Raw genomic sequence first — 19,254 nt, forward strand, 5'->3', positions numbered from 1 at the left:
GCGGGGCCTGACAGGAGTGAGACTCTGCCGTACCCCGACGCCGCAAGGCAATTCTGCGTTGCGTGTGAAAGCTCACACCTCGTTTGTTCCAGGGGATTTGCGGAAAGTCGCAGACACCGAGGCGCCGCCCGACTAGGCTTTTCGCCTTTTCGGACGGCGCCAACTACTGCGTAACCGGGTCTGATTGGGCGGTGCTTCTCAGATCTGCCCGTCTTCGAGCATTTCGGTCACAAGGGCGGCGATCTGGGACCTCTCGGACCGCGTCAGCGTGACGTGGGCGAAGAGCGGATGCCCCTTCAGCTTCTCCACGACGGCGACGACACCGTCGTAGCGCCCGACCCTGAGGTTGTCCCGCTGGGCCACGTCATGGGTCAGAACCACCCGTGAGTCAGCCCCGATTCGGGACAGAACGGTCAGCAGGACATTCCTTTCCAGTGACTGCGCCTCGTCCACGATCACGAACGCGTCGTGCAGCGAACGGCCGCGGATGTGGGTGAGGGGCAGCACCTCCAGCATGCCGCGCGCGGTGACCTCCTCGATGACCTCGCGGCTGGTGACCGCCGACAGCGTGTCGAAGACCGCCTGCGCCCAGGGGCTCATCTTCTCGGCCTCGCTGCCGGGCAGATAGCCGAGCTCCTGCCCGCCCACCGCGTACAGCGGCCGGAAGACCATCACCTTCTGGTGCTGGCGGCGCTCCAGCACGGCCTCCAGACCCGCGCACAGCGCGAGCGCCGACTTGCCCGTGCCGGCCCGGCCGCCCATGGACACGATCCCGACGTCCGGGTCGAGCAGCAGGTCGAGCGCGATCCGCTGTTCCGCGCTGCGCCCCTTGATGCCGAAGGCCTCCCGATCGCCGCGCACGAGACGGACGTTGCCCTCGGGCGTGATCCGGCCCAGCGCCCTGCCGCGCTCGGAGTGGATCGTCAGTCCGGTGTGCACGGGCATGCCGGTGGCCTCGGGGACGTGGATGTGTCCTTCCTCGAAGAGGATGTCCACCTGCTCGCCCGACAGCGTCAGTTCGGACATTCCGGTCCAGCCGGAGGAGTCCGTGATGGCGAGTTCGGCGCGGTACTCCTCGGCGAGGAGACCGACGGACGAGGCCTTGATCCTGAGCGGCAGGTCCTTCGACACGACGGTGACGTCGAACCCCTCGGCCTGCAGATTGCGGGCGACCGCGAGGATACGGGAGTCGTTGTCCCCCAGGCGGTAGCCGGAAGGCAGCACGCTGGGGTCCGAGTGGTTGAGCTCGACACGCACGGTCCCGCCGAGGTCCCCGGTCGGGATGGGGGCGTCGAGACGGCCGTACCGCACCCGGAGGTCGTCGAGCAGGCGCAGTGCCTGCCGGGCGAAGTAGCCGAGTTCGGGATGGTGCCGCTTCGCCTCCAGTTCCGTCACCACAACGATGGGGAGCACCACCTCGTGCTCGTCGAAGCGGCTCAGGGCGTTCGGGTCGGCCAGCAGGACGCTGGTGTCGAGGACGTAGGTGCGCCGGTCTGGCTTGTGGCGCTTTGTGCTGGTCACCACGGAAGGACGTACCCCCTCGGATGAGGTCGGGGAGCGACGGAGTGGGAGCTGGGCCGGGAGGATGGGAATCCCGACCGGGCGGGTGGGAAGATCCCGACCGGTCGTCGGCCGCCCTGCACGGGCCGAAAACCGGCCCTCCACGTCTTCTTCCGTGCTGTGACCGCACGGTCGGGCTGGTGCAAAGGGCCTCCCGGGCGGACGACTCCGGCGCCGTCCGCTGAGATACGACACCCGTGGTTCGGGTGTCGACCTGCTTGGCTTATGCCCTCGAACATGCGGAGCCATGCCGACGCATATGACGGCGCGCTGGTGAACTCCTTGTTACTTCTGCCCCCGACCGCCCCCGTCGAGAGGTGTGTCAGCCGCCGTAACGCCGGTGCCGGGCCGCGTAGTCGCGCAGGGCCCGCAGGAAGTCGACCTTGCGGAAGGCCGGCCAGAAGACGTCACAGAAGTAGTACTCGGAGTGGGCCGTCTGCCAGAGCATGAATCCGGACAGCCGCTGCTCGCCGCTGGTACGGATCACGAGGTCCGGGTCGGGCTGGTCGCCGGTGTAGAGATGCCGGCCGATCATGTCGATGTCGACGGCCTCGGCGAGGTCCTCGAGCGAGGTGCCCTGGTCCTGGGCGTCGAGCAGCATCGAGCGCACCGCGTCGGCGATCTCCTGGCGGCCGCCGTAGCCGATGGCGACGTTGACCAGTATCCCGTCGACGTGCGCGGTGGCCTCCTCGGCCTCCTTGAGGGTGGTCTGCATCCCGGACGGCAGCAGGTCGGACGTGCCGACGTGGTGCACCCGCCAGCGGCCGTCGGCGGCCAGGGAGCGGACGACGTCCTCGATGATTCCGAGGAGCGGGACGAGTTCGTCCTGCGGCCGGTCGAAGTTGTCCGTCGACAGCAGCCAGAGGGTGACGACCTCGACGTCCGTCTCGCTGCACCAGCCGAGGAACTCCCCGATCTTCTCCGCGCCGGCCCGGTGACCGTGCACCGTGGAGGAGCCCGCCGCCTTCGCCCAGCGCCGGTTGCCGTCCATGATCACGCCGATGTGCTTGGGCACCTGAGCGTGGTCCAGGTGGCCCTCCACCCGGCGTGCGTACACCCTGACCAGCAGGTTACGCAGCATGTCGCGCAGGTTCACGTGATTGTCAGCCCCTCCGTACGGATCGGACAGGCGCGGCCCCGGCATGGTCGCGGTGGTCGCGGTGATCGGTGCGCGGCGGTGGTCGCGGCGCGGCGAGGGCGGTCCCTGTCCGTATGGCGGTCCCCGGAGGCGAAGCCTACCCCTGCGGGGCTCGGGCCGTGTTGTGGGGTGCGCGGAGTCGGGCGGGCGCCTTGTGCGGACGACGCCTGGTGCGCGTCGGCGCCTGCGCGTGGTTCGCGGCTCGGTGCGGGCAAAAAAACGGGCCGGTCCGTGGGGGGGAGACGGACCGGCCCGAGGGGGGGTTTCCACCATAACCCTTCGTAAGTGATGCTGCGCGCATCGGCGTGCCACAACTACTCTCCGAAACCGTCCGACGACGACGCGGTGACCGTCGGAGGGTCGGCTCGTGGCGCATTCATGGCCAGGTGGCGGCCGATTTCCAGGGGAATCGCGGGGGATGCGGCCGGATCCAGCCGGTTTGCCGCAGCTTGCGGGCTGCTCGGTGACTTGTCCGCGCGTCCCTCCCCCGGGTGACCCGGACCGCGAACGTCCACTTGACGCCGCTCATGACTTCGCGGAGCGGATGCGCTTTCGACGCGACGCGCGTCCAGCAGGGGGCCGCATGAGGGAACGGCACCGCGCAGTCCCCTCCACCGCGCGGTGCCACCGCGCAGCTTTGCGTACGCGAATTACCTTGGTCTGAACTTACGTGAGGGTCGGAAGGAAATCGAGTCGGCCGCCATAACAATGTGGAAAAGCCGAGTGGTCCTTTGATGCGCAGGGCGTGGCGGCCCTGCGCGGACGGAAGCACGGTTTGCACCATGCGGTATGACAGCGCCGGTCAGCGGACAGCATCTGACCTATATCCCGTCTACCGTCGCCGTATGAACAGGGCGACGACGACGTGGGACGAGACCAGTGCGCGGCGACTCCGGCGGCAGTTCCTGGACCGGCCCGCGGAGCGCGGCTCGCCGGTCGCCGAGGTGGTCGGGGCGATGCTGGGCGCGCATGCGCAGGTGCTGTCCGCGGCGGAGGTGTCGGTGGGGGTGCGGGCCGCCGGGGTGACACGGGCGGACGTACGGGCGGCGCTCTGGGACGACCGCTCGCTGGTGAAGACGTTCGGGCCGCGCGGGACGGTGCATCTGCTGCCCGCCGCCGAACTGCCCCTGTGGTGCGGTGCGCTGACGGCGATTCCGACGGGCCCGAGCCCGTTCCCGCCGGACGTCCGGGTGACGGAGGAACAGGCGGAGCGGATCGTGGCGGCGATCGGCGACGCGCTCGACGGGGTGTGCCTGACGGTGGAGGAGCTCGGCGAGGAGGTCGTGGCGCGCACCGGTCCGTGGGCCGGGGACCGGGTGATGGAGGCGTTCCAGGACCTGTGGCCGCGCTGGCGGCAGGTGATGCACCGGGCCGGCCAGTCGGGCGCGCTGTGCTTCGGCCCGAACCGGGGACGGAGAGTGACGTACACACGGCCGCCGTCCTTCGATCCGCTGCCGGGGCAGGCGGCCCTGCGCGAACTCGTACGACGGTATCTGCGCGCGTACGGTCCGGCGACGCCGCGGCACTTCGCCAAGTGGCTGGCGGCGCCGGCGGGGTGGGCGGTGGAGCTGTTCCGGGAGCTGGCGGAGGGCGGGGAGATCGAGGAGGTCGCCTTCGAGGGGGCGGGGGCGGCCTGGGTGGTGGCGGGTGACACGGAGTTCCCGGGCGGGCCGGTGCGCGGGGTGCGGTTGCTGCCCTACTTCGACGCGTACGCCATCGCCGCGCAGCCGCGGGAGTCGCTGTTCCCCGGGGAGGCGTACCGGCGGGCTCTGGCGGGTGGGCAGGCGGGGAACTACCCGGTGCTGCTGGTGGACGGTGTGGTGGCCGGGGTCTGGCACCAGCGGCGCCGGGGCCGTCGTACGACTGTGACGGTGGAGCTGATCGGACGACGCCTGACGGCGCGGCAGGGACGGGAGCTGGGCGAGCAGGTGGAGCGGGTGGGGGAAGTGCTGGAGGCGAAGGCGGAGTTGGTGGTCGGTGAGGTGACGGTCGGCCCGCACGCGTGAGGGGGCCGGGCGGCGGCGAGGGTGGCGGCTCAGGAGCCGGGCTTGCGGGCCTCGAACAGCTGGCGGGTGCTGTGCGCGACGAAGGGGCCCTCGGACCGGATCCGCTCGTGCAGGGCGCGGAGCCGGGGCCGGTACGCCTCGACGGTGAAGCCGGGGACCATCCACACCACCTTGCGCAGGAAGTGGACGACGGCCGCGATGTCGTGGAACTCGATGCGCAGCCGCTCGGCGCGCAGGTCGACGACCTTGAGCCCGGCGGCCTCGGCGGCGGCGCGCTCGCGGTCGGGGTGGCGTGCGTCGCGCTGCTCCTGCGAGAGGGGGCCGAGGAGGTACTCGACGAGCTCGAAGACGCTGCGGGGCCCGACGTGCTGGGCGAAGTAGGTGCCGCCGGGCTGGAGGACGCGGGCGATCTCGGCCCAGTGCGGGCTGACCGGGTGCCGGCTGCTGACGAGGTCGAAGGCGCCGTCGACGAAGGGCAGCGGGGCCTCGTCGGGGGCGGCGACGACGGCGACGCCGCGCGGGCGCAGTAGGGCGGTGGCCTTGGCGGCGTTCGGCGGCCAGCCCTCGGTGGCGGCGGTGAGGGTGGGTGCCTCGGGGGCGGCGCGGCTCAGGGCGAAGTCGAGTACCTCGCCTCCCCCGGTCTGGATGTCGAGGGCGGCACTCGCACGGGCGAGCCGCTCGGCGAGGGACGTGGCGTATCCCCAGGACGGCCGGGCCTCGGTGGCCCGCCCCTCGAACCAGGAGAAGTCCCAGCCCTCGGTGGGGACGGCGGCGCCTTCGGCGACGAGTTCCTCGAAGGTGCGAGTGTGCTGCGGATGCGGCACGGGCTGGGGACGGGACCGGGGCCGGTGCCGCTGGGGCTGGGTCTCCTTCATACGGTGGATCTCCCTGGGGGGGTTGTCAGTGGGCGCTGCTAGTTTCCGGCGGTATGACGCCATCTGAGGGAACGGGCATGCCGTATGCGGGGACCGAGAAGGAGACACTGCACGCGAGCCTGAACCGGCTGCGGGACGCGGTGCTGTGGAAGCTGGAGGAGCTGGACGACGAACAGCTGCGCCGCCCGATGACCCCGTCGGGTTCGAGCCTGCTCGGTCTGGTGAAGCACCTGGCGTCGGTGGAGTACGGCTGGTTCGTGGAGAGCTTCGGCGGTGCGGTGGAGCCGCTGTGGTTCGACCCGTACAAGGGCGAGGACATGCGGGCGGGCGAGGGCGAGACGACGTCGCGGATCGTCGAGTTCTACGGCCGGGCCCGCGCCGCCGCCGATCGCATGATCACCGAGCTGCCGCTCGACGCCGTCGGCCGGCCGCCGTGGCGGGACCATTCCGTCACCCTGCGCTGGGTCCTCGTCGACATGATCGAGGAGACGGCACGGCACGCCGGGCACATGGACATCCTGCGAGAGCTGATCGACGGGGCTACGGGGGATCACCGGCGGGGGTGAGGCCCCGCCTCAGGGAACCAGCGGCCGTACGTCCTCGGCCACGAACCGCACGAACCCCTCCGGGTCGGGTTCGTCCCCCGTCGGCTGAAGGACCACGGTGTCGGCACCGGCGTCCGCGAGCCGCTGGACCGCCTTCGCGACGGCGCCCGCGTCCCCGGCGACACCGAGGTCCGGGACGGATCCGAGTCCCTCCGCGGCGAGCTCGGCCTTGAGGCGGGCGGGCCCGTCGGCCCCGGTGGCGGTGAGCAGATAGACGACGACACGGTGCCGCTCGGCACCGCCACGTCCGGCCGACTGCCGCCCTTCGTCGATGAGTTGCCGTGCCCGCCGCACGTCCTCGGCCGCGCTGGACGCGGTGAGCAGCGTCCCGTCGGCGGCCTCCCCGGCGAGCCGCAGCGAGCGGGGCCCGGTGACTCCGGCGAGGACGGGCACCGGCTCGGCGGGCGGCCAGTCCAGGGCCACGTCGTCGAGCTTGACGTACCGCCCCTCGACGGTCACCCGCTCCCCCCGCAGCAGGGCCCGCAGTACGTCGAGATGCTCCCGCAGCAAGGTCACCGGCGACTCGACCCGGGCCCCGACCTGCCCCATCCAGTCCTGCACCCCGTGCCCTACGGCGAGGATCGGACGCCCCGGGAACATGCGGTGCAGGGTGGCGGCCTCCATGGCGGTGATGGCGACGTTCCGCAACGGCACGGGCAGCAGACCGACCCCGACCTTGACCCGCTCGGTCCAGGCGAGGGCGGCCGCCGCGGTGGAGATCCCGCCCTCCCGGAAGCAGTCCTCCCAGAGCCAGAGTTCCTCAAGACCCGCCTCGTCGGCGAGGCGGGCGACTGATCGGAGGCGTTCGGGGGCGAGTTGGGGGCGGAATACCGCGCCGAGTCCGGTCATGGGAGTCTTCCTACCCGGCCAGGACAGGGCGGACAACTTCTTTTGTACGGAGGTGCCGGGGATGGGGCAGCGGTGGCGTGACGGGCGGGGGACGCTGACCGTTCACGGCGAGCGAGGTGCTGTCCGCGTGCCACTGGAGATCGCCTCGTCGTATCGGGCTCGTACCCGTGGGCTGCTGGGACGTGACGCCGTCGACGGGGCGATCCTGCTCTGCCCCGCCAACAGCGTGCACACCTTCGGCATGCGCATCCCCATCGACGTCGCCTATCTCGATCGGGGCCTTGAGGTCATCGCCGTACGCACCATGAAACCGGGGCGACTGGGACTGCCCCGGCTCCGCTCGCGGTGTGTGCTGGAGGCGGAGGCCGGCGTGATGGCGGGGTGGGGGGTGCGGGTCGGGGGGCGGGTGGCTGTGGAGGTGGCCTGACCTGGTCCCCTCCTGCATGCCCCGCCCGCCCCGCCCGCTGGGCTCGCTGGGCTCGCTGTGTGGGTCGACGCTCAGAGGGCGATGTCGATGACCTGGCCGTCGGTGTCGACGCGGGTGCCGCCGATGCTGATGCTGTCGTAGCAGTCGTGGCTGTTGAAGACCTGTATCCACTGGCCGGCGGGCACGGTGACCTTGATGTCCTTCGCCTTGCCGACGGTGAAGTTCTCGTGGCAGGTGTACGAGCCGTTGATCTGCGTGTAGACGGAGTTGCCCTCGGCGATCTTGACACGCAGGGTGGCCGTGACGTTCTGCTCGGCCGCCGGGGCCGGTGACGCGAGTGCCAGTGTGCCTGCCGCGGCCAGGCCTGCCGCCAGGGCGGAGAAAGCGGTGCGGCGGAGGAGGGGACGAGTGCGCATGGCGAATGAACTCCCTGGTTCTCGGCTCCGTGCGCGGGTGCGCCGGAGTGGGGGTGCCGTGAATCTCGAGGTTCATTGAAACCTCAACAGTGCCTCCGCGGCAAGATCTTGCGCTTCCCGTCTCCGTCAGCTCTCCGAGCGCGGGAACGAGACCTCCACCCGTCGGTTCTTCTTGCGGCCCTCCTCCGTCGCGTTCGAGGAGATCGGGTACTGCTCGCCGTAGCCCCGTACCTCGTACGTGACCGTGGAGTCGTTCAGCTCCGATTCCAGGACTCCCTGGACGGCGTTGGCGCGCTTCCTGGACAGGACGTCGCCGTGGGCGGAGGAGCCGAGGTTGTCGGTGAAGCCGAAGACGCGGATGCGGGTGGCGTTCTGGGTCTTGATCTCCTCGGCGATCTCCGCGATACGGGCCTTCGCCTCGCCGGTCAGCTTCGCGCTGTCCTTGGGGAAGAGGACCTCGGCCTGGAGCGCGAACTTCACGTCCGCGTTGGTGTCCTCGCGGCGTTCCTCACCGGCCTGGTCCTCGACCACCTGCTTGATGTCCAGCACCTTGGCCTCGGCGAGCGTCGCGCCTTCGGGGAGCTTGAGGTCGGGGTCGTTGGCGTCCACCTCGACGGGGGCGGAGGCGGTCGCTTCGGTGCCGGGGGGCACGCCGGGGTCGTCGGCCGCGTCGGCTGTGGTGGCGCCGAGCAGGTTGGTGGTGAGCAGGAGGGTGGCTGCGGTGAGGGTGAGGGGGAGGCGGGGGGTGCGGGTGCGGGTCATGGGGGCCTCACCCGGAGATCTGAATGCCGGCTGCGGCGAACGACGGGAGCTGGAAGGTGACCTCAGTAGTACTGGTCGGCGGCGAAGGGAACTGCATGAAGACAGGTACGGATTCACCGGACTTGATCGAGGTGAGATCGGTCGTGGTCAGGGGACGCCCATCCGTGTCCCGCAAGACGTAGTACCGCTTCTTGCTCTTCGAGTCGACGAGTGTGGCGCCTCCGAGGGACCTGCCGTGCCTGACGATCTCGGTCTCGTCTCCCCGGAGCACAGCGGGGACGACGACAGTCTTGGCACCGTCGTTCTTCATGGTGCCGTTCACGGTGACGAAGCCACCTGAATCACGCACAGCCGAGGTGATCTGGAGAACGAGACCGTCAGGACCCTTCATCTCCGCCAGGGGCGTCTCCGCCTGTCCCTCCTGAGTACTCGGGTCAGACCCGCTCTCCTTGGAGGAGGAAGCCGACGACTCCGGCTTCTTGTCGTCGCCTCCACCGCCGCAGCCGGCCACGCCGAGGGCCAGCCCGGCCGCAATAGTCATCGCGACCATCCCCTTGCGGGCCTTCGTAGTGAACCGAATACTCATGCCTCTGCTTCCTTCGTCACTCGTCGTTCGCTTGTGAGTCGGCCAGGTGGACGTCGAAGAGATCCTTGGGCTCCGGAAGAGTGGTCGGGTCGTCCGGGTCCGGGTCCCAGTTCCCGTCGTCGCAGGTGAGTTGCGGCAGTGGCAGTACGTCTGCACCGTCATCGCCCCCTGCGTCCTCGCCGGGTGGTTCGAACGTGCAGAGTGGCTCGATCACCGCTGTCGCGGACGCCACCGCGTGCATGCTCTCCGTGCCGGGGACGATCGAGTCGCCGACGGACGTCGTGGATGCGACGACCACTGTGTAGGCCAGCGGCTCCGTCGGATCACAGTCGTTGACAGTGGCGTCGTTCTGCGCAGCGAGTTCGTACGCCCGCCAGCAACCGTTCAGCACGGCCCCGCTGCCGTCGAGAATGTCCCGCCACTTCTCCGGATCGAGAACGACCTCCAACCACTCCCCCGCGAGTTGGTCCCGAGTGTCCTGTGCCGCCGCAAGTGCCGCCGCATCCGCAGCCGTTTGGGCTCCATTCCGCTTCACACCGGCTTGGCCGACCGCCAGGTAAGCGAACGCGAGAAAAAGCAGGCCCGCCACCACCGTGATGTAGATGGGGAAGGCCTGCCCTGCGTCGCCGAGCCTGGATCGCCGCATCAGCCGCCGGTCACTTCGGCGATCTGCTCCGTGATCGCGTCGTAGATCGTGCTGCCGATGTCCGTCCCCGTGATCGCCAGCACGATCGCCACCACCACCGCGATGATCCCCAGGTACTCCACCGCCGTCTGCCCTTCGTCGTTGCGAGCAGCGCGGGAGCGGAGGCGTGCGACGGTGGTGTTGATCCAGTTGCTCATGGTGGTCCCCTCTGGTGTCCGGCGTTCGTTGAGCGCTGGGCTCGCAAGCGTTGTGAGAAGTCTTGCGAGAAACGTAAGCGCGAACACCCGAAACACCAGAGGGTCCCAGGACCCAATTCCGAGCCCAGGCCGAAAACCATCGCTCCGTCATCACCACTGCACTCCCCCCGGATGCGAACCCGGCGCCGTGCCCAGCCACTTGGCGGCGGCCTCGCCGCGGCTGGTGCTGTGGAGTTTGGCGAAGATTCGGTTGATGTGGTTCTTGACCGTCTTCTCGCTGATGAAGCAGGCGGCGGCGATCTGCTGGTTGTTCATCCCCGATGCGATGAGGTCCATGATCTCCGCCTCCCTCCTGCTCAGCCGGAACCGTGACCTGTACGACGTCGACTGTCCCATATCTGGTTGCACTTGCGAAAGCGATTCCGGGGAATTGCTTGCGGCGGTTGGGAGTTCGGCGTTTGCTCGCGCGAGGGCTGCCGTCGCTGTCGGGGTGAGTGGAGGTCGGCCGCCCCGCTCGATGTCCCGTACGGCCGCCACCAGTTCGTCCGTCGTGAACTCGCCGTGGACCAGGTAGCCCGCGGCCCCGCGGCACAGGGCCTCCCGGACCGTCGCCGACTCCCCGCTGTACGTCAGCATCAGCACCGGGGCGATGCGGACGAGGTGGGGCAGCGCCGTGATGCCGTCCGTGCCCGGCATGCGTACGTCCAGGAGGATCACGTCGGGGCGGTGGCGGCGGGCCGCCTCGTGGGCCTCCTGGCCGTTCGTCGCCTCGGCCACGACCGCGAGGTCGGCGTGGGTGGAGAGCAGGGCCGTCAGGCCCGCCCGGACCACCGGGTTGTCGTCGGCCACCACGATCCGCAGGGGCGCGGCGGTGGGGGGCGGCTCGTTCATGCGGTCGTCGCCTTCGTCGTCGTCAGTGCTGCCAGCGGGAGGTCGAGACGGACCTCCATGCCGCGCGCGTTCCCGCCCTCGCCTAGGTGGAGACGGGCGCCGATCGAGGTAGCTCGCTCGGACATGCCGATCAGGCCGAAGTGGCCTGTGCGGCGGAGGCGTTCGAGGGTCGTGCCCGGCGGGAGGCCGCGGCCGTCGTCCTGGACCGTCAGACGGAGCACCTCGTCCTCGACGCCCACCCGAACCTCGACCCGGGTCGCGTGCGCGTGGCGGTGGGCGTTCTCCATGGCCTCCTCGGTGATGGTGAGGAGCTGACGGGCCACGGCCGGCGGGACCGACGGCACGGGCACGGCGGGCTCGCCCTCCGTCGTCGCGTACGTGGCCCGCATACCGGTGCGGGTCCCGAACGCCTCGGTGCGCGCCGCCAGTTCCGCCGCGAGATCCGTCGCCCGGTCCGGGTCGGACTCGCGGCGCAGGTCCGCCAGGAGCTCCCGGGACTCGGCCGCGGCCCGGCGCGCCGCGCGGGAGACCAGTTCCGCCTGGTGCCGGATGCGGGACGGGTCCATCGAGGCCGACCCCGCGGAGCGGGCCAGCCCGTCCGCCGCCAGCGCCACGCCGTGCAGCGTCTTCGCCACCGAGTCGTGCATCTCGCGGGCCAGACGGGCCCGTTCCGCGCTCACCGCCTCCGTCACCGCCAGACGGGCCCGGACCGCCGTCAGGGCCTCGGTGGCCGTGCCGAAGCGGAGCATGAGGGTGCGCAGGGACGAGCCGAGGGCGCCCGTGATGACACAGAAGCCCGGGAGGAGGAGTTTCTCCGCCAGGCCGCTGCCCTGCTGTGCCTCCTGGTTGATCGCGTACGCCAGCAGCAGGATCAGGGACTGCGCGCTGGCGAACACCGCCGCGCCTCGGTAGCCGTAGACGAGGCCGGCCAGCAGCGGGGTGCAGACGCTGACGTAGGCGAGGGTGGTGTCCGGGCCGGCCGAGACGAGGAGGAGGGAGATGAAGAGGGTGTCCGCGGCCAGGAGGGTGGGGTGGCGCAGGAGGAGGGGGCCGAAGCGCTCCCAGTCGCGGAAGAGGACGTAGGAGCCCATGAACGTGATCACGACCGACGCCCCCACCAGACGGGTGCCGAAGCCCGGCGCCGCGTTGAGCAGGGCCGCGGGGGCCGCGAGCGCGATCATGGCGAGACGGAAGCCGAAGACCTGGCGGCACATCGCCTGGAGGGCGTTTATCTGCAACGGGATCGCCGCGGAGCGCTCGGGCTCCCCGGCGGCCCGGGACGACCAGCGGCCGCGCGGCAGAAGCGCACGGCCGAACGCCCACAGCGCCCCGGCCCCTGCCCCTGCCTCTCCCCCCGTACCCATCCGCACCGGCATGCCTGCCATGCTCCCTCCCCCTACTCCCCCGTGAGCGACCCGAAGTCCGTCCCCGAGCCCAGCAGCAGCCCCGCCCCCAGCAGGAGCATCGTCGCCGGGACCATGAACGTCGTGATCATCACCGTGGCCTTGGGCACCGCGCGGGCCGCCTTGCGGCGGGCGTTCTGCGCGTCGGTCCGGCGCATGTCCTTCGCCAGGGCCACCAGCGTGTCGACGATCGGGGCGCCCAGCTCCTCGCCCTGCTGCAACGCCGTCACGAACATGGCCACCTGCTCGGAGTCGTTCCTCCGCCTCAGCTCCGCGAAGGCCTGGCGGCGGCTCATGCCGAGGTCCATCTGGCGCAGGGTGATGCGCAGTTCGTCCGCCCACGGGCCCTCGTACTTCGAGGAGACCCGGTCGAGTGCCTGGCGGAAGCCGAGGCCCGCGCTGACCACGACCGCCAGGACGTCGAGGAAGTCCGGCAGGGTGCGTTCGATCTCGTCCTTCCTGATCCGGATCGCCGACCAGAGGCCGACCTCCGTCCAGAAGGCGCCGAAGGCGAGCAGCAGCAGCGCCGGCAGCACCTGGCCCCGGAGCAGGAACACCAGGAAGCCGACCGCGCCCAGGAAGCCGTAGACCGCCCGCCTCGCGGCGTAGCGGTCGATGGTCAGGCCGCCGGGGTTGCCCGCGAGGTCGATCTTGCGGCGGTACTTGGCCACCAGCTTGGGGCCCATCAGGCGCAGCACGGCGGGGGCGTAGCGCATGCCCATGCGGTCGATGACCGAGTCCACGGCGCCGGTGCGGGTAGCGCCGACCTCCAGGGCGAGCGCCAGGTCGCTCGGCAGTTTCACGTCCGCCCGGTACATGCGGATGCCCGCGAAGACGCCCCCCACGCTCAGGCCCGTCAGCAGGGCCAGGAGCAGGCCCAGTTGTCCCAGTCCCATTGTCCCGTCTCCTCCCTTCCGCGCCTCAGACGTCGATCCGCGACAGACGGCGGATCATGATGAAGCCGACCGCGTACAGCCCGAACGCGATCAGCACCGCCGCCTGGCCCAGCGGCGAACCCGTCATGCGGTCCAGGGCGCCGTCCTTCACCCCGTTCATCAGGAACAACGAGCCCACGCCCAGGACGGGGACGGCGTACGAGGTCATGCTCACCTGCGAGAGCTGGGTGCGGACCTCGCGTCGGGTCTCCTTGCGTTCCTCCAGCGTCTCCGTCAGATTCCGCAGCGCGCTCACCACCTGGCCGCCGGCCCGGTTGGACAGCACCAGGGTGGTGACGAGGACGACCAGTTCGCGCGACGGGAGGCGTTCCGTGAGCTCGCCCAGGGCGTCGTCCATGGAGGCGCCCAGCGCCAGCTGGTGGGAGACCTTCGCCAGTTCCTCGCCCGCGGGCGCCTCCAGTTCCTCCGCCGCCAGGCCGATGGCCGTGCGCAGGGCGAGGCCGGCGTGGGCGGCGTTGGCGAGGATGCGGGCGAGTTCGGGGAGCTGGTTGATGAACCGCTCGATGCGCTTGTGGCGTTGCCAGTTGAGGAACTGGACCGCCGCCCACACGCCCAGCAGGCCCGCGATCGGGCCGAAGAAGGGCGCGAGGGCCGCCTGGCCGGCCAGCCACAGGCCCGCCACCGTCGCCAGCATGTAGACGAAGAACTCGCCCGGCGTGACGTCCAGGCCCGTCGCCGCCAGCCGCAGTTCGAGCTGCTTGCCCAGTCTTGTACGGCGCAGTCGGCGGTCCAGGTCGGCGAAGCGGCGTCGGCGGCCGCCGGCGCCGGTGAGCTGGCCGGTGGCCGTCAGGCGGTCGACCAGGGCCTGGCGCCGGGCCCGGCCGGAGGCGTACGCGTGGACGCCGAGCACGGCGAGGGTGCAGGTCAGCAGGGCGACGCCGGTCGTGAGCGTGATGCGGGTCTGGAGGTCCATGGGCGGGTCCTACCTGGCTTCTCGGGTGGCGAGCTCGAGCGGGGACTGGGCGACGCCGAAGGCCTGGGGTATCGGCTGGCTCGCCATGTAGAGGCGGTCCGCGGTGCGGCGCGGGAGGGGGTGGTACTCGAAGGCGCCGTGGACGCGGCCGTCCGGCGTCATGGGCTGGGCCCGGAAGCGCGCCGCGGTCGCCACGCGGTACGGCTCCGCCCCGTGGCTGTCCAGGATGGCGATCTCGGTGATCCTGCGGGCGCCGTCGGGGAAGCGGGTGAGCTGGATGATCACGTCCACCGCGCTGTTGATCTGGTCGTGCAGCGCCTCGAAGGGGACCGCCACGTCGGACATGGACGCCAGGGTCTTCAGCCGCATCAGGGCGTCCTCGGTGCTGTTGGCGTGCACGGTGGCGAGGGAGCCGTCGTGGCCGGTCGACATCGCCTGCAGCATGTCCAGGGACTCGCCGCCGCGGACCTCACCGACGACGATCCGGTCGGGGCGCATCCGCAGGGAGTTGCGGACCAGGTCGCGGATGGTGACCTGGCCCTTGCCCTCGACGTTCGGCGGGCGGGACTCCAGGCGGATCACATGGGTCTGCTGGAGCTGGAGTTCGGCCGAGTCCTCGATGGTGATGATGCGCTCGTGCTCGGGGATCAGGCCCGACAGGGCGTTGAGCAGGGTCGTCTTGCCGGTGCCGGTCGCGCCCGAGACGATGATGTTGAACTTCGCCTGCACCAGCCCGGCCAGCAGGTACACCATGGGCTCGTCGAGGGAGCCGAGGCCGATCATCTCGTGCAGGGTGAAGGAGCGGGGGAAGCGGCGGATCGTCAGGGTCGCGCCGGTCAGGGACAGCGGCGGGATGATGACGTTCACACGCTCGCCGGACGGCAGGCGGGCGTCCACCATCGGGTTCGACTCGTCCACGCGCCGGTTCACCGTCGAGACGATCCGCTCGATCGTCTGCATCAACTGGTCGTGGGAGGGGAAGCGGAGCGGCAACTGCTCGACGCGGCCCCCTCGTTCGACGAAGATCGCGTCCGGACCGTTCACCATGATCTCGGTGATCGAGGCGTCCTCCAGGAGCGGCTCCAGGATGCCGAGGCCGAGTGCCTCGTCGACGACTCGCCGGATCAGCTGCGAGCGCTCGACCGTCGACAGCACCGGTCCCTCGCGGCTGATGATGTGCCCGAGGACCCGCTCCAGGCGGGCCCTGCGCTCGGCCGCCGCCAGCGAGCTCATCTCCGCGAGGTCGATCTCCTCCAGGAGCTTGGCCCGGTACGAGGCGACCAGGTGGCCGTCCTCGCCCCGGCCGCCGGGCTCCTCGGGGGTGGTGATGCGTGACCTCAGGCTCATGTGGATCCTCGTTCAGTGGTCGAGCGGCATGGTCGCGGTCTTGCGGGCGGGGTCGAAGTCCCAGCCGGGGACGATGGACGGGATCTGGACGACGGCGGTGACGGTGACCTCGTCGCCGCCGGGCGCCTCGGTGCAGTCGGTCCCGTCGGCCAGCCAGTCGCTGACCGCGACCTGACACCCCTCATCGGCGGCCCCCTCGTCGAGCGAGGCGGCGCGTGCCCCCGCCCGGGCCGCCGTGCCGGCCTGCTGGGCGGCGTAGGCGATCAGGCCGAGCTGTACGCAGGCCATGGCGACGAGGATCAGGATCGGGACGAACCCGAGGTACTCGATGGCGACCTGGCCGCGGTCACGGGATTTCGCTTCGTTCGCCATCTCAGTCCTTCTCCTCCTGAACGGCCCCCGCGTGCCCGTCGACGGTGAACGGGAAGCCGATCGAGCCGGGGAAGAGGACGGGCACCTCCAGGTGCACATCGGCCGTGACATACCCGCCGCTCGCCTCGCACTCCACGCGCGCACCGCCCTGCCACGCGCCCGGCAGATGCCGCAGCCCGGCCTCCTCGCAGCCCGCCTGCCCTTCGGAGGCCGTCCCGGCCCGCACCGCCTCGTCCGCGGCGTTCCCGGCCAGCGAGTACGTGTATCCGAGCAGCACGAACTGCCACATCAGCACCAGCGTGATGACGATCAGCGGCGTCATGCCCAGGAACTCGATCGTGACCTGCCCCTTGTCCCCCCGCCTCCTCACCGCCCCAGCTCCTTCCGCCGCCGGAACGTCAGCGCCGCCCGGTCCCCGCCCCGCGCCCTGCCACCCCGCCGCTGGGCCGCGCCCTCGGTGCCCTTGACCAGCCCCAGCTCCCCCGCGAGCGCCCACAGGGCCTGCCGGACCGCCCCCTTGCCGTCCAGCTCGTGCACCCGTCCGGCGTCGATCGCGCCTTGGAGTTCCTTGAAGTTGGCGGGGATCACGGTGCCGGCGATGCCGGTGCCGGTGATCTTCTGGATCAGGGCGGGCTGGATCTCCGTACCGCGCGAGTGGCGGTTGACGACGATCGTGGTCTCCTCCGCCTTGCGGATCTGGAGGCGGTCCCACATCCGTACGGTGCGTTTGGCGCCGCGGACGGCGACCACGTCCGGGGTGGTGACGAGGAGCGCGGTGTCGGCCATCTCCACGGCTGTCGCGTTCGCGCCGGTCAGCTGGGCGCCGCAGTCGACGACGACGACCTCGTAGCGGGAGCGCAGCGCGCCGACGATGTGGCGGGCGGCGCGGTCGGTGACCTCCTCGCCGCGCTCGCCGTCGCCGGGGGCGAGGAGCAGGGCGACCCCCGTGTCGTGCCGGAACACCGCGTCCGCGAGCACGCGCGGCGAGATGTCGTTGATCGCGGCGAGGTCGACGACCGAGCGGCGGAACTGGACGTCCAGGTAGGCGGCGATGTCCCCGGTCTGCAGGTCCATGTCGAGCAGGGCGGTGCCGCGGCCCGACGCCTGGGCCGCGAGGGCCAGTTGGATGGCCGTGAGGGTCGTCCCCACGCCTCCCTTGGCGCCGCTCACCGTGACGAGGGTGCCGCCGACGCCGCTGAACACGTCGCCGCCGGCGCCCAGATGCCGTCGTACGCCCACCGACCACTGGGCCACCGCGTTGACCCGGCTGGCCAGTTCCTCGTAGCTCAGTGGCAGGGCGACGAGTCCGCGCGCGCCGTAGTCCATGGCCGCCTGGAAGAGGCCGGGGCCGGCGTCGGAGGTCACGAGGATGACGCCCACCGCCGGGAAGCGCAGGGCGACCTCGCGGATGAGTTCCAGGGCCGGGACGGGGCCGATGCGTTCGTGGACGACGACGACCTCGGGCAGTTCGTCGACGGACTCGGCGGCCAGGCGCGCGAGGGTGTCGACGAGTTGGGTGGAGTCGGTCACCGGGGCCACCGGCTCGGCGTCGGGGAGCTGGCTGAGCAGCGTGGTGAGGGACCGGACCGCGTCCGCGTCGCCGACGGCCGGGAGGATCCTCGTGGGCATGCGGGCCTCTCACTTGTCCTTGGCGAGTTCGTAGGTACGGTCCGTCGCGTCGACGTCGGAGTCGCCGCCGGGCGCCACCAGGGCGAGCCGGACCTCCTCCGCGAACGACTCGGCGTACGTGATGCGCTGGGCGTCGATGGTCTTCAGGGCGAAGGTGATCGGGACGGCGTCGGTGGGCTCGCGTCGGCGGTCGTCGCCGTCGGGCCGGAGGGCGGTCTGCTCGCCCACGTGGATGACCCTGGCGTTCTCCACGATGAGCTTGGACTGGTCGGGGTCGCCGTCGCGCTGCCCCTCGAAGGTGGCGTAGACGTTGACCGTGGCGCCCGGGGTGATCTTGCCGGCCACGCCGGTCGCCGCGTCGATCAGGATGGCGACCTCCTGCTCCCCGGTCCGCAGGGCGGGCTGGTCGACGATCATGTCGCTCTGGAGCAGGGAGCCCTCGCGCAGGGTCGTGACGGCGATCTTGCCCCGGATCTCACGCAGGTCGGTGACGGCGTTCTCCGACAGCCACCGCTCGGGCATCTCGATCTTCTCGAACTGGCTCGCGCCGAGCTGTGTGTAGGGGGCGACGCTCGACTTGACCCGGTAGGCGGTGACCTCGGGACCCACCTTGGACTTCACGTCGCTGATGACGGAGAGGACCCCGGCGAAGGCGCCGAGGGCGCAGACGACCGACAGGAGCAGGAGTATCACGCCGCGGCGCTGACGGGAGTTCATGAACCGTACAACCTCATTGGGGGAATCGGTCGGGTGGGGTCGGGGCGGCCTGTGCGGCCGGGGGCCGGTCAGCCCGCGCGGGCCGGTTGCTCGTGGGCGGGCGGGACGGCGGAGCAGAAGACGCAGCGGTCGCCGATGACGTCGATGCCGCACCAGTGACAGGAGTTCTGCCGTACCGAGGTGACGAGCTGGTAAAGCACCGAGAGGTCGGGCAGATAGGCGCAGAACTCGATCAGCTTGGGCGTTCCCCACCAGGCCGCCGACTCGGCGGGCAGCACCGCCTCGCGCAGGCCCTGCGCCCTCCAGGACGGGACCAGGGTGGAGGTGACCCAGTCGGACTGGAGCTGGCCTTTGGCGACCAGCATCGACGTGCCGAACTCCGGGCCGGCGAGGGTGGCTCCGGGGCCCATCCGGACCAGTTGCGGCGTCGGGTGGGCGAGGACGCCGAACTGGCTGCCGGGCACCCAAGACTTGGCGTGCGACTTGAGGTCGACGGGGACGCGGTCCAGTTTGGCGACGGAGCCGAGGAGCGCCCCGGCGTGGATGTAGTGGGTGAGCAGCCGGCCGGCCGAGGCGAGGACGCCGGGGCCGAGGTCGCAGGAGGCGAGCTGCCGCAACTGGCGGGCGAGGACGGCGAGTCCGAGCGGGGGCAGCTCCGGGCTGAACAGGGCGATCCGGTCGGTCTCCAGGAGGGACCGTACGATGCGCAGCCGCTGCACCACCTCACGCGGGGCGGCCTGTGAGCAGACGACGACCACATGGCCGTGCTGCTCGATCAGCGTCTGCATGTCCGCCAACGACAGGTCCAGCGGCTCGCGGCCGAGGTCCCCGAGCACGACGGCGGGCACGGTTCGCTCGTCATGTGCCGGCAGCGCCATGTCGGCACTGGTCACGGCAATGGCAGTTGGCACGCGCAGCTCCCCGTTCCCACCCGGACCGGTGACCGGGGTTACTCCGGT

The 19,254-nt window shown here is 70.9% G+C and carries 22 protein-coding genes; 3 read left to right on the forward strand and 19 right to left on the reverse strand.

Annotation, left to right across the window (positions count from 1 at the left end; all coding sequences use genetic code 11):
- Positions 1–198 precede the first annotated feature (198 nt).
- The gene (locus ABZ078_RS15285; RefSeq protein ID WP_356575351.1) at positions 199–1,524 is read right to left on the reverse strand and encodes a PhoH family protein; all 1,326 of its coding nucleotides are present in this window, start codon (positions 1,522–1,524) and stop codon (positions 199–201) included.
- 358 nt (positions 1,525–1,882) lie between these two features.
- Entirely contained in the window at positions 1,883–2,656 is a 774-nt protein-coding gene (locus ABZ078_RS15290) for an isoprenyl transferase (RefSeq protein ID WP_356575353.1), read from the reverse strand.
- A gap of 887 nt (positions 2,657–3,543) precedes the next feature.
- Here ABZ078_RS15290 and ABZ078_RS15295 point away from each other — a divergent pair.
- Entirely contained in the window at positions 3,544–4,704 is a 1,161-nt protein-coding gene (locus ABZ078_RS15295; protein ID WP_356575355.1) for a winged helix DNA-binding domain-containing protein, read from the forward strand.
- 29 nt (positions 4,705–4,733) lie between these two features.
- Here the strand turns inward: ABZ078_RS15295 and ABZ078_RS15300 are convergent, their stop codons facing one another.
- Positions 4,734–5,579, reverse strand: coding sequence for a methyltransferase domain-containing protein (locus ABZ078_RS15300; RefSeq protein WP_356575356.1), 846 nt, complete (start codon positions 5,577–5,579; stop codon positions 4,734–4,736).
- A 77-nt stretch (positions 5,580–5,656) separates the two neighbouring features.
- Between ABZ078_RS15300 and ABZ078_RS15305 the strand changes: the two genes are divergently transcribed.
- Positions 5,657–6,145 (forward strand): DinB family protein, encoded by a 489-nt coding sequence (locus tag ABZ078_RS15305; RefSeq protein ID WP_356575358.1) that lies wholly within the window; start codon positions 5,657–5,659, stop codon positions 6,143–6,145.
- A 9-nt stretch (positions 6,146–6,154) separates the two neighbouring features.
- On the opposite strand, the gene ABZ078_RS15310 is transcribed toward ABZ078_RS15305, so the two are convergent.
- Positions 6,155–7,033, reverse strand: coding sequence for an LLM class flavin-dependent oxidoreductase (locus ABZ078_RS15310; protein WP_356575360.1), 879 nt, complete (start codon positions 7,031–7,033; stop codon positions 6,155–6,157).
- A gap of 61 nt (positions 7,034–7,094) precedes the next feature.
- On the opposite strand from ABZ078_RS15310, the gene ABZ078_RS15315 reads away from it, so the two are divergent.
- A complete protein-coding gene (locus ABZ078_RS15315; protein WP_356575361.1) occupies positions 7,095–7,460 on the forward strand; it encodes a DUF192 domain-containing protein in 366 nt (121 codons plus the stop codon).
- 71 nt (positions 7,461–7,531) lie between these two features.
- Here the strand turns inward: ABZ078_RS15315 and ABZ078_RS15320 are convergent, their stop codons facing one another.
- The 15 genes from ABZ078_RS15320 to ABZ078_RS15390 form a co-directional block, all read right to left on the reverse strand.
- On the reverse strand, positions 7,532–7,876 hold the full coding sequence (locus ABZ078_RS15320) for a hypothetical protein (protein WP_356575363.1): 345 nt from the start codon (positions 7,874–7,876) through the stop codon (positions 7,532–7,534).
- Positions 7,877–8,002: 126 nt separating this feature from the next.
- A complete protein-coding gene (locus tag ABZ078_RS15325; RefSeq protein WP_356575364.1) occupies positions 8,003–8,638 on the reverse strand; it encodes an OmpA family protein in 636 nt (211 codons plus the stop codon).
- Between the two features lie 7 nt (positions 8,639–8,645).
- Positions 8,646–9,224, reverse strand: coding sequence for a hypothetical protein (locus ABZ078_RS15330; RefSeq protein WP_356575366.1), 579 nt, complete (start codon positions 9,222–9,224; stop codon positions 8,646–8,648).
- A gap of 16 nt (positions 9,225–9,240) precedes the next feature.
- The gene (locus tag ABZ078_RS15335) at positions 9,241–9,870 is read right to left on the reverse strand and encodes a pilus assembly protein TadG-related protein (RefSeq protein ID WP_356575368.1); all 630 of its coding nucleotides are present in this window, start codon (positions 9,868–9,870) and stop codon (positions 9,241–9,243) included.
- Positions 9,870–10,067 carry a hypothetical protein gene (locus ABZ078_RS15340; protein WP_356575370.1) on the reverse strand — a complete coding sequence of 66 codons (198 nt, stop codon included), beginning with the start codon at positions 10,065–10,067 and terminating at the stop codon, positions 9,870–9,872. The genes ABZ078_RS15335 and ABZ078_RS15340 overlap by 1 nt, the downstream gene beginning before the upstream one ends.
- Before the next feature lie 150 nt (positions 10,068–10,217).
- On the reverse strand, positions 10,218–10,958 hold the full coding sequence (locus ABZ078_RS15345) for a response regulator transcription factor (RefSeq protein WP_356575372.1): 741 nt from the start codon (positions 10,956–10,958) through the stop codon (positions 10,218–10,220).
- On the reverse strand, positions 10,955–12,172 hold the full coding sequence (locus ABZ078_RS15350) for a histidine kinase (RefSeq protein ID WP_356575502.1): 1,218 nt from the start codon (positions 12,170–12,172) through the stop codon (positions 10,955–10,957). The genes ABZ078_RS15345 and ABZ078_RS15350 overlap by 4 nt, the downstream gene beginning before the upstream one ends.
- 182 nt (positions 12,173–12,354) lie before the next feature.
- Positions 12,355–13,257 carry a DUF5936 domain-containing protein gene (locus ABZ078_RS15355; RefSeq protein ID WP_356575373.1) on the reverse strand — a complete coding sequence of 301 codons (903 nt, stop codon included), beginning with the start codon at positions 13,255–13,257 and terminating at the stop codon, positions 12,355–12,357.
- Positions 13,258–13,282: 25 nt separating this feature from the next.
- Positions 13,283–14,230, reverse strand: coding sequence for a type II secretion system F family protein (locus tag ABZ078_RS15360; RefSeq protein ID WP_356575375.1), 948 nt, complete (start codon positions 14,228–14,230; stop codon positions 13,283–13,285).
- Between the two features lie 9 nt (positions 14,231–14,239).
- Positions 14,240–15,577 (reverse strand): CpaF family protein, encoded by a 1,338-nt coding sequence (locus tag ABZ078_RS15365; RefSeq protein WP_356575377.1) that lies wholly within the window; start codon positions 15,575–15,577, stop codon positions 14,240–14,242.
- A gap of 12 nt (positions 15,578–15,589) precedes the next feature.
- Positions 15,590–15,949 carry a TadE/TadG family type IV pilus assembly protein gene (locus ABZ078_RS15370; protein WP_356575379.1) on the reverse strand — a complete coding sequence of 120 codons (360 nt, stop codon included), beginning with the start codon at positions 15,947–15,949 and terminating at the stop codon, positions 15,590–15,592.
- Position 15,950: 1 nt separating this feature from the next.
- Positions 15,951–16,319, reverse strand: a complete 369-nt coding sequence (locus ABZ078_RS15375; protein WP_356575381.1) for a TadE family protein — start codon at positions 16,317–16,319, stop codon at positions 15,951–15,953.
- A complete protein-coding gene (locus tag ABZ078_RS15380; RefSeq protein WP_356575383.1) occupies positions 16,316–17,578 on the reverse strand; it encodes an AAA family ATPase in 1,263 nt (420 codons plus the stop codon). Before ABZ078_RS15380 ends, ABZ078_RS15375 begins: the two co-directional genes overlap by 4 nt.
- A gap of 9 nt (positions 17,579–17,587) precedes the next feature.
- The gene (cpaB, locus tag ABZ078_RS15385) at positions 17,588–18,295 is read right to left on the reverse strand and encodes a Flp pilus assembly protein CpaB (RefSeq protein ID WP_356575385.1); all 708 of its coding nucleotides are present in this window, start codon (positions 18,293–18,295) and stop codon (positions 17,588–17,590) included.
- A gap of 68 nt (positions 18,296–18,363) precedes the next feature.
- Entirely contained in the window at positions 18,364–19,173 is an 810-nt protein-coding gene (locus ABZ078_RS15390) for a hypothetical protein (protein WP_356575504.1), read from the reverse strand.
- Positions 19,174–19,254: the final 81 nt, after the last annotated feature.

This window comes from Streptomyces sp. NPDC006385 (genome assembly GCF_040612485.1).
Taxonomy (GTDB): Bacteria; Actinomycetota; Actinomycetes; order Streptomycetales; family Streptomycetaceae; genus Streptomyces.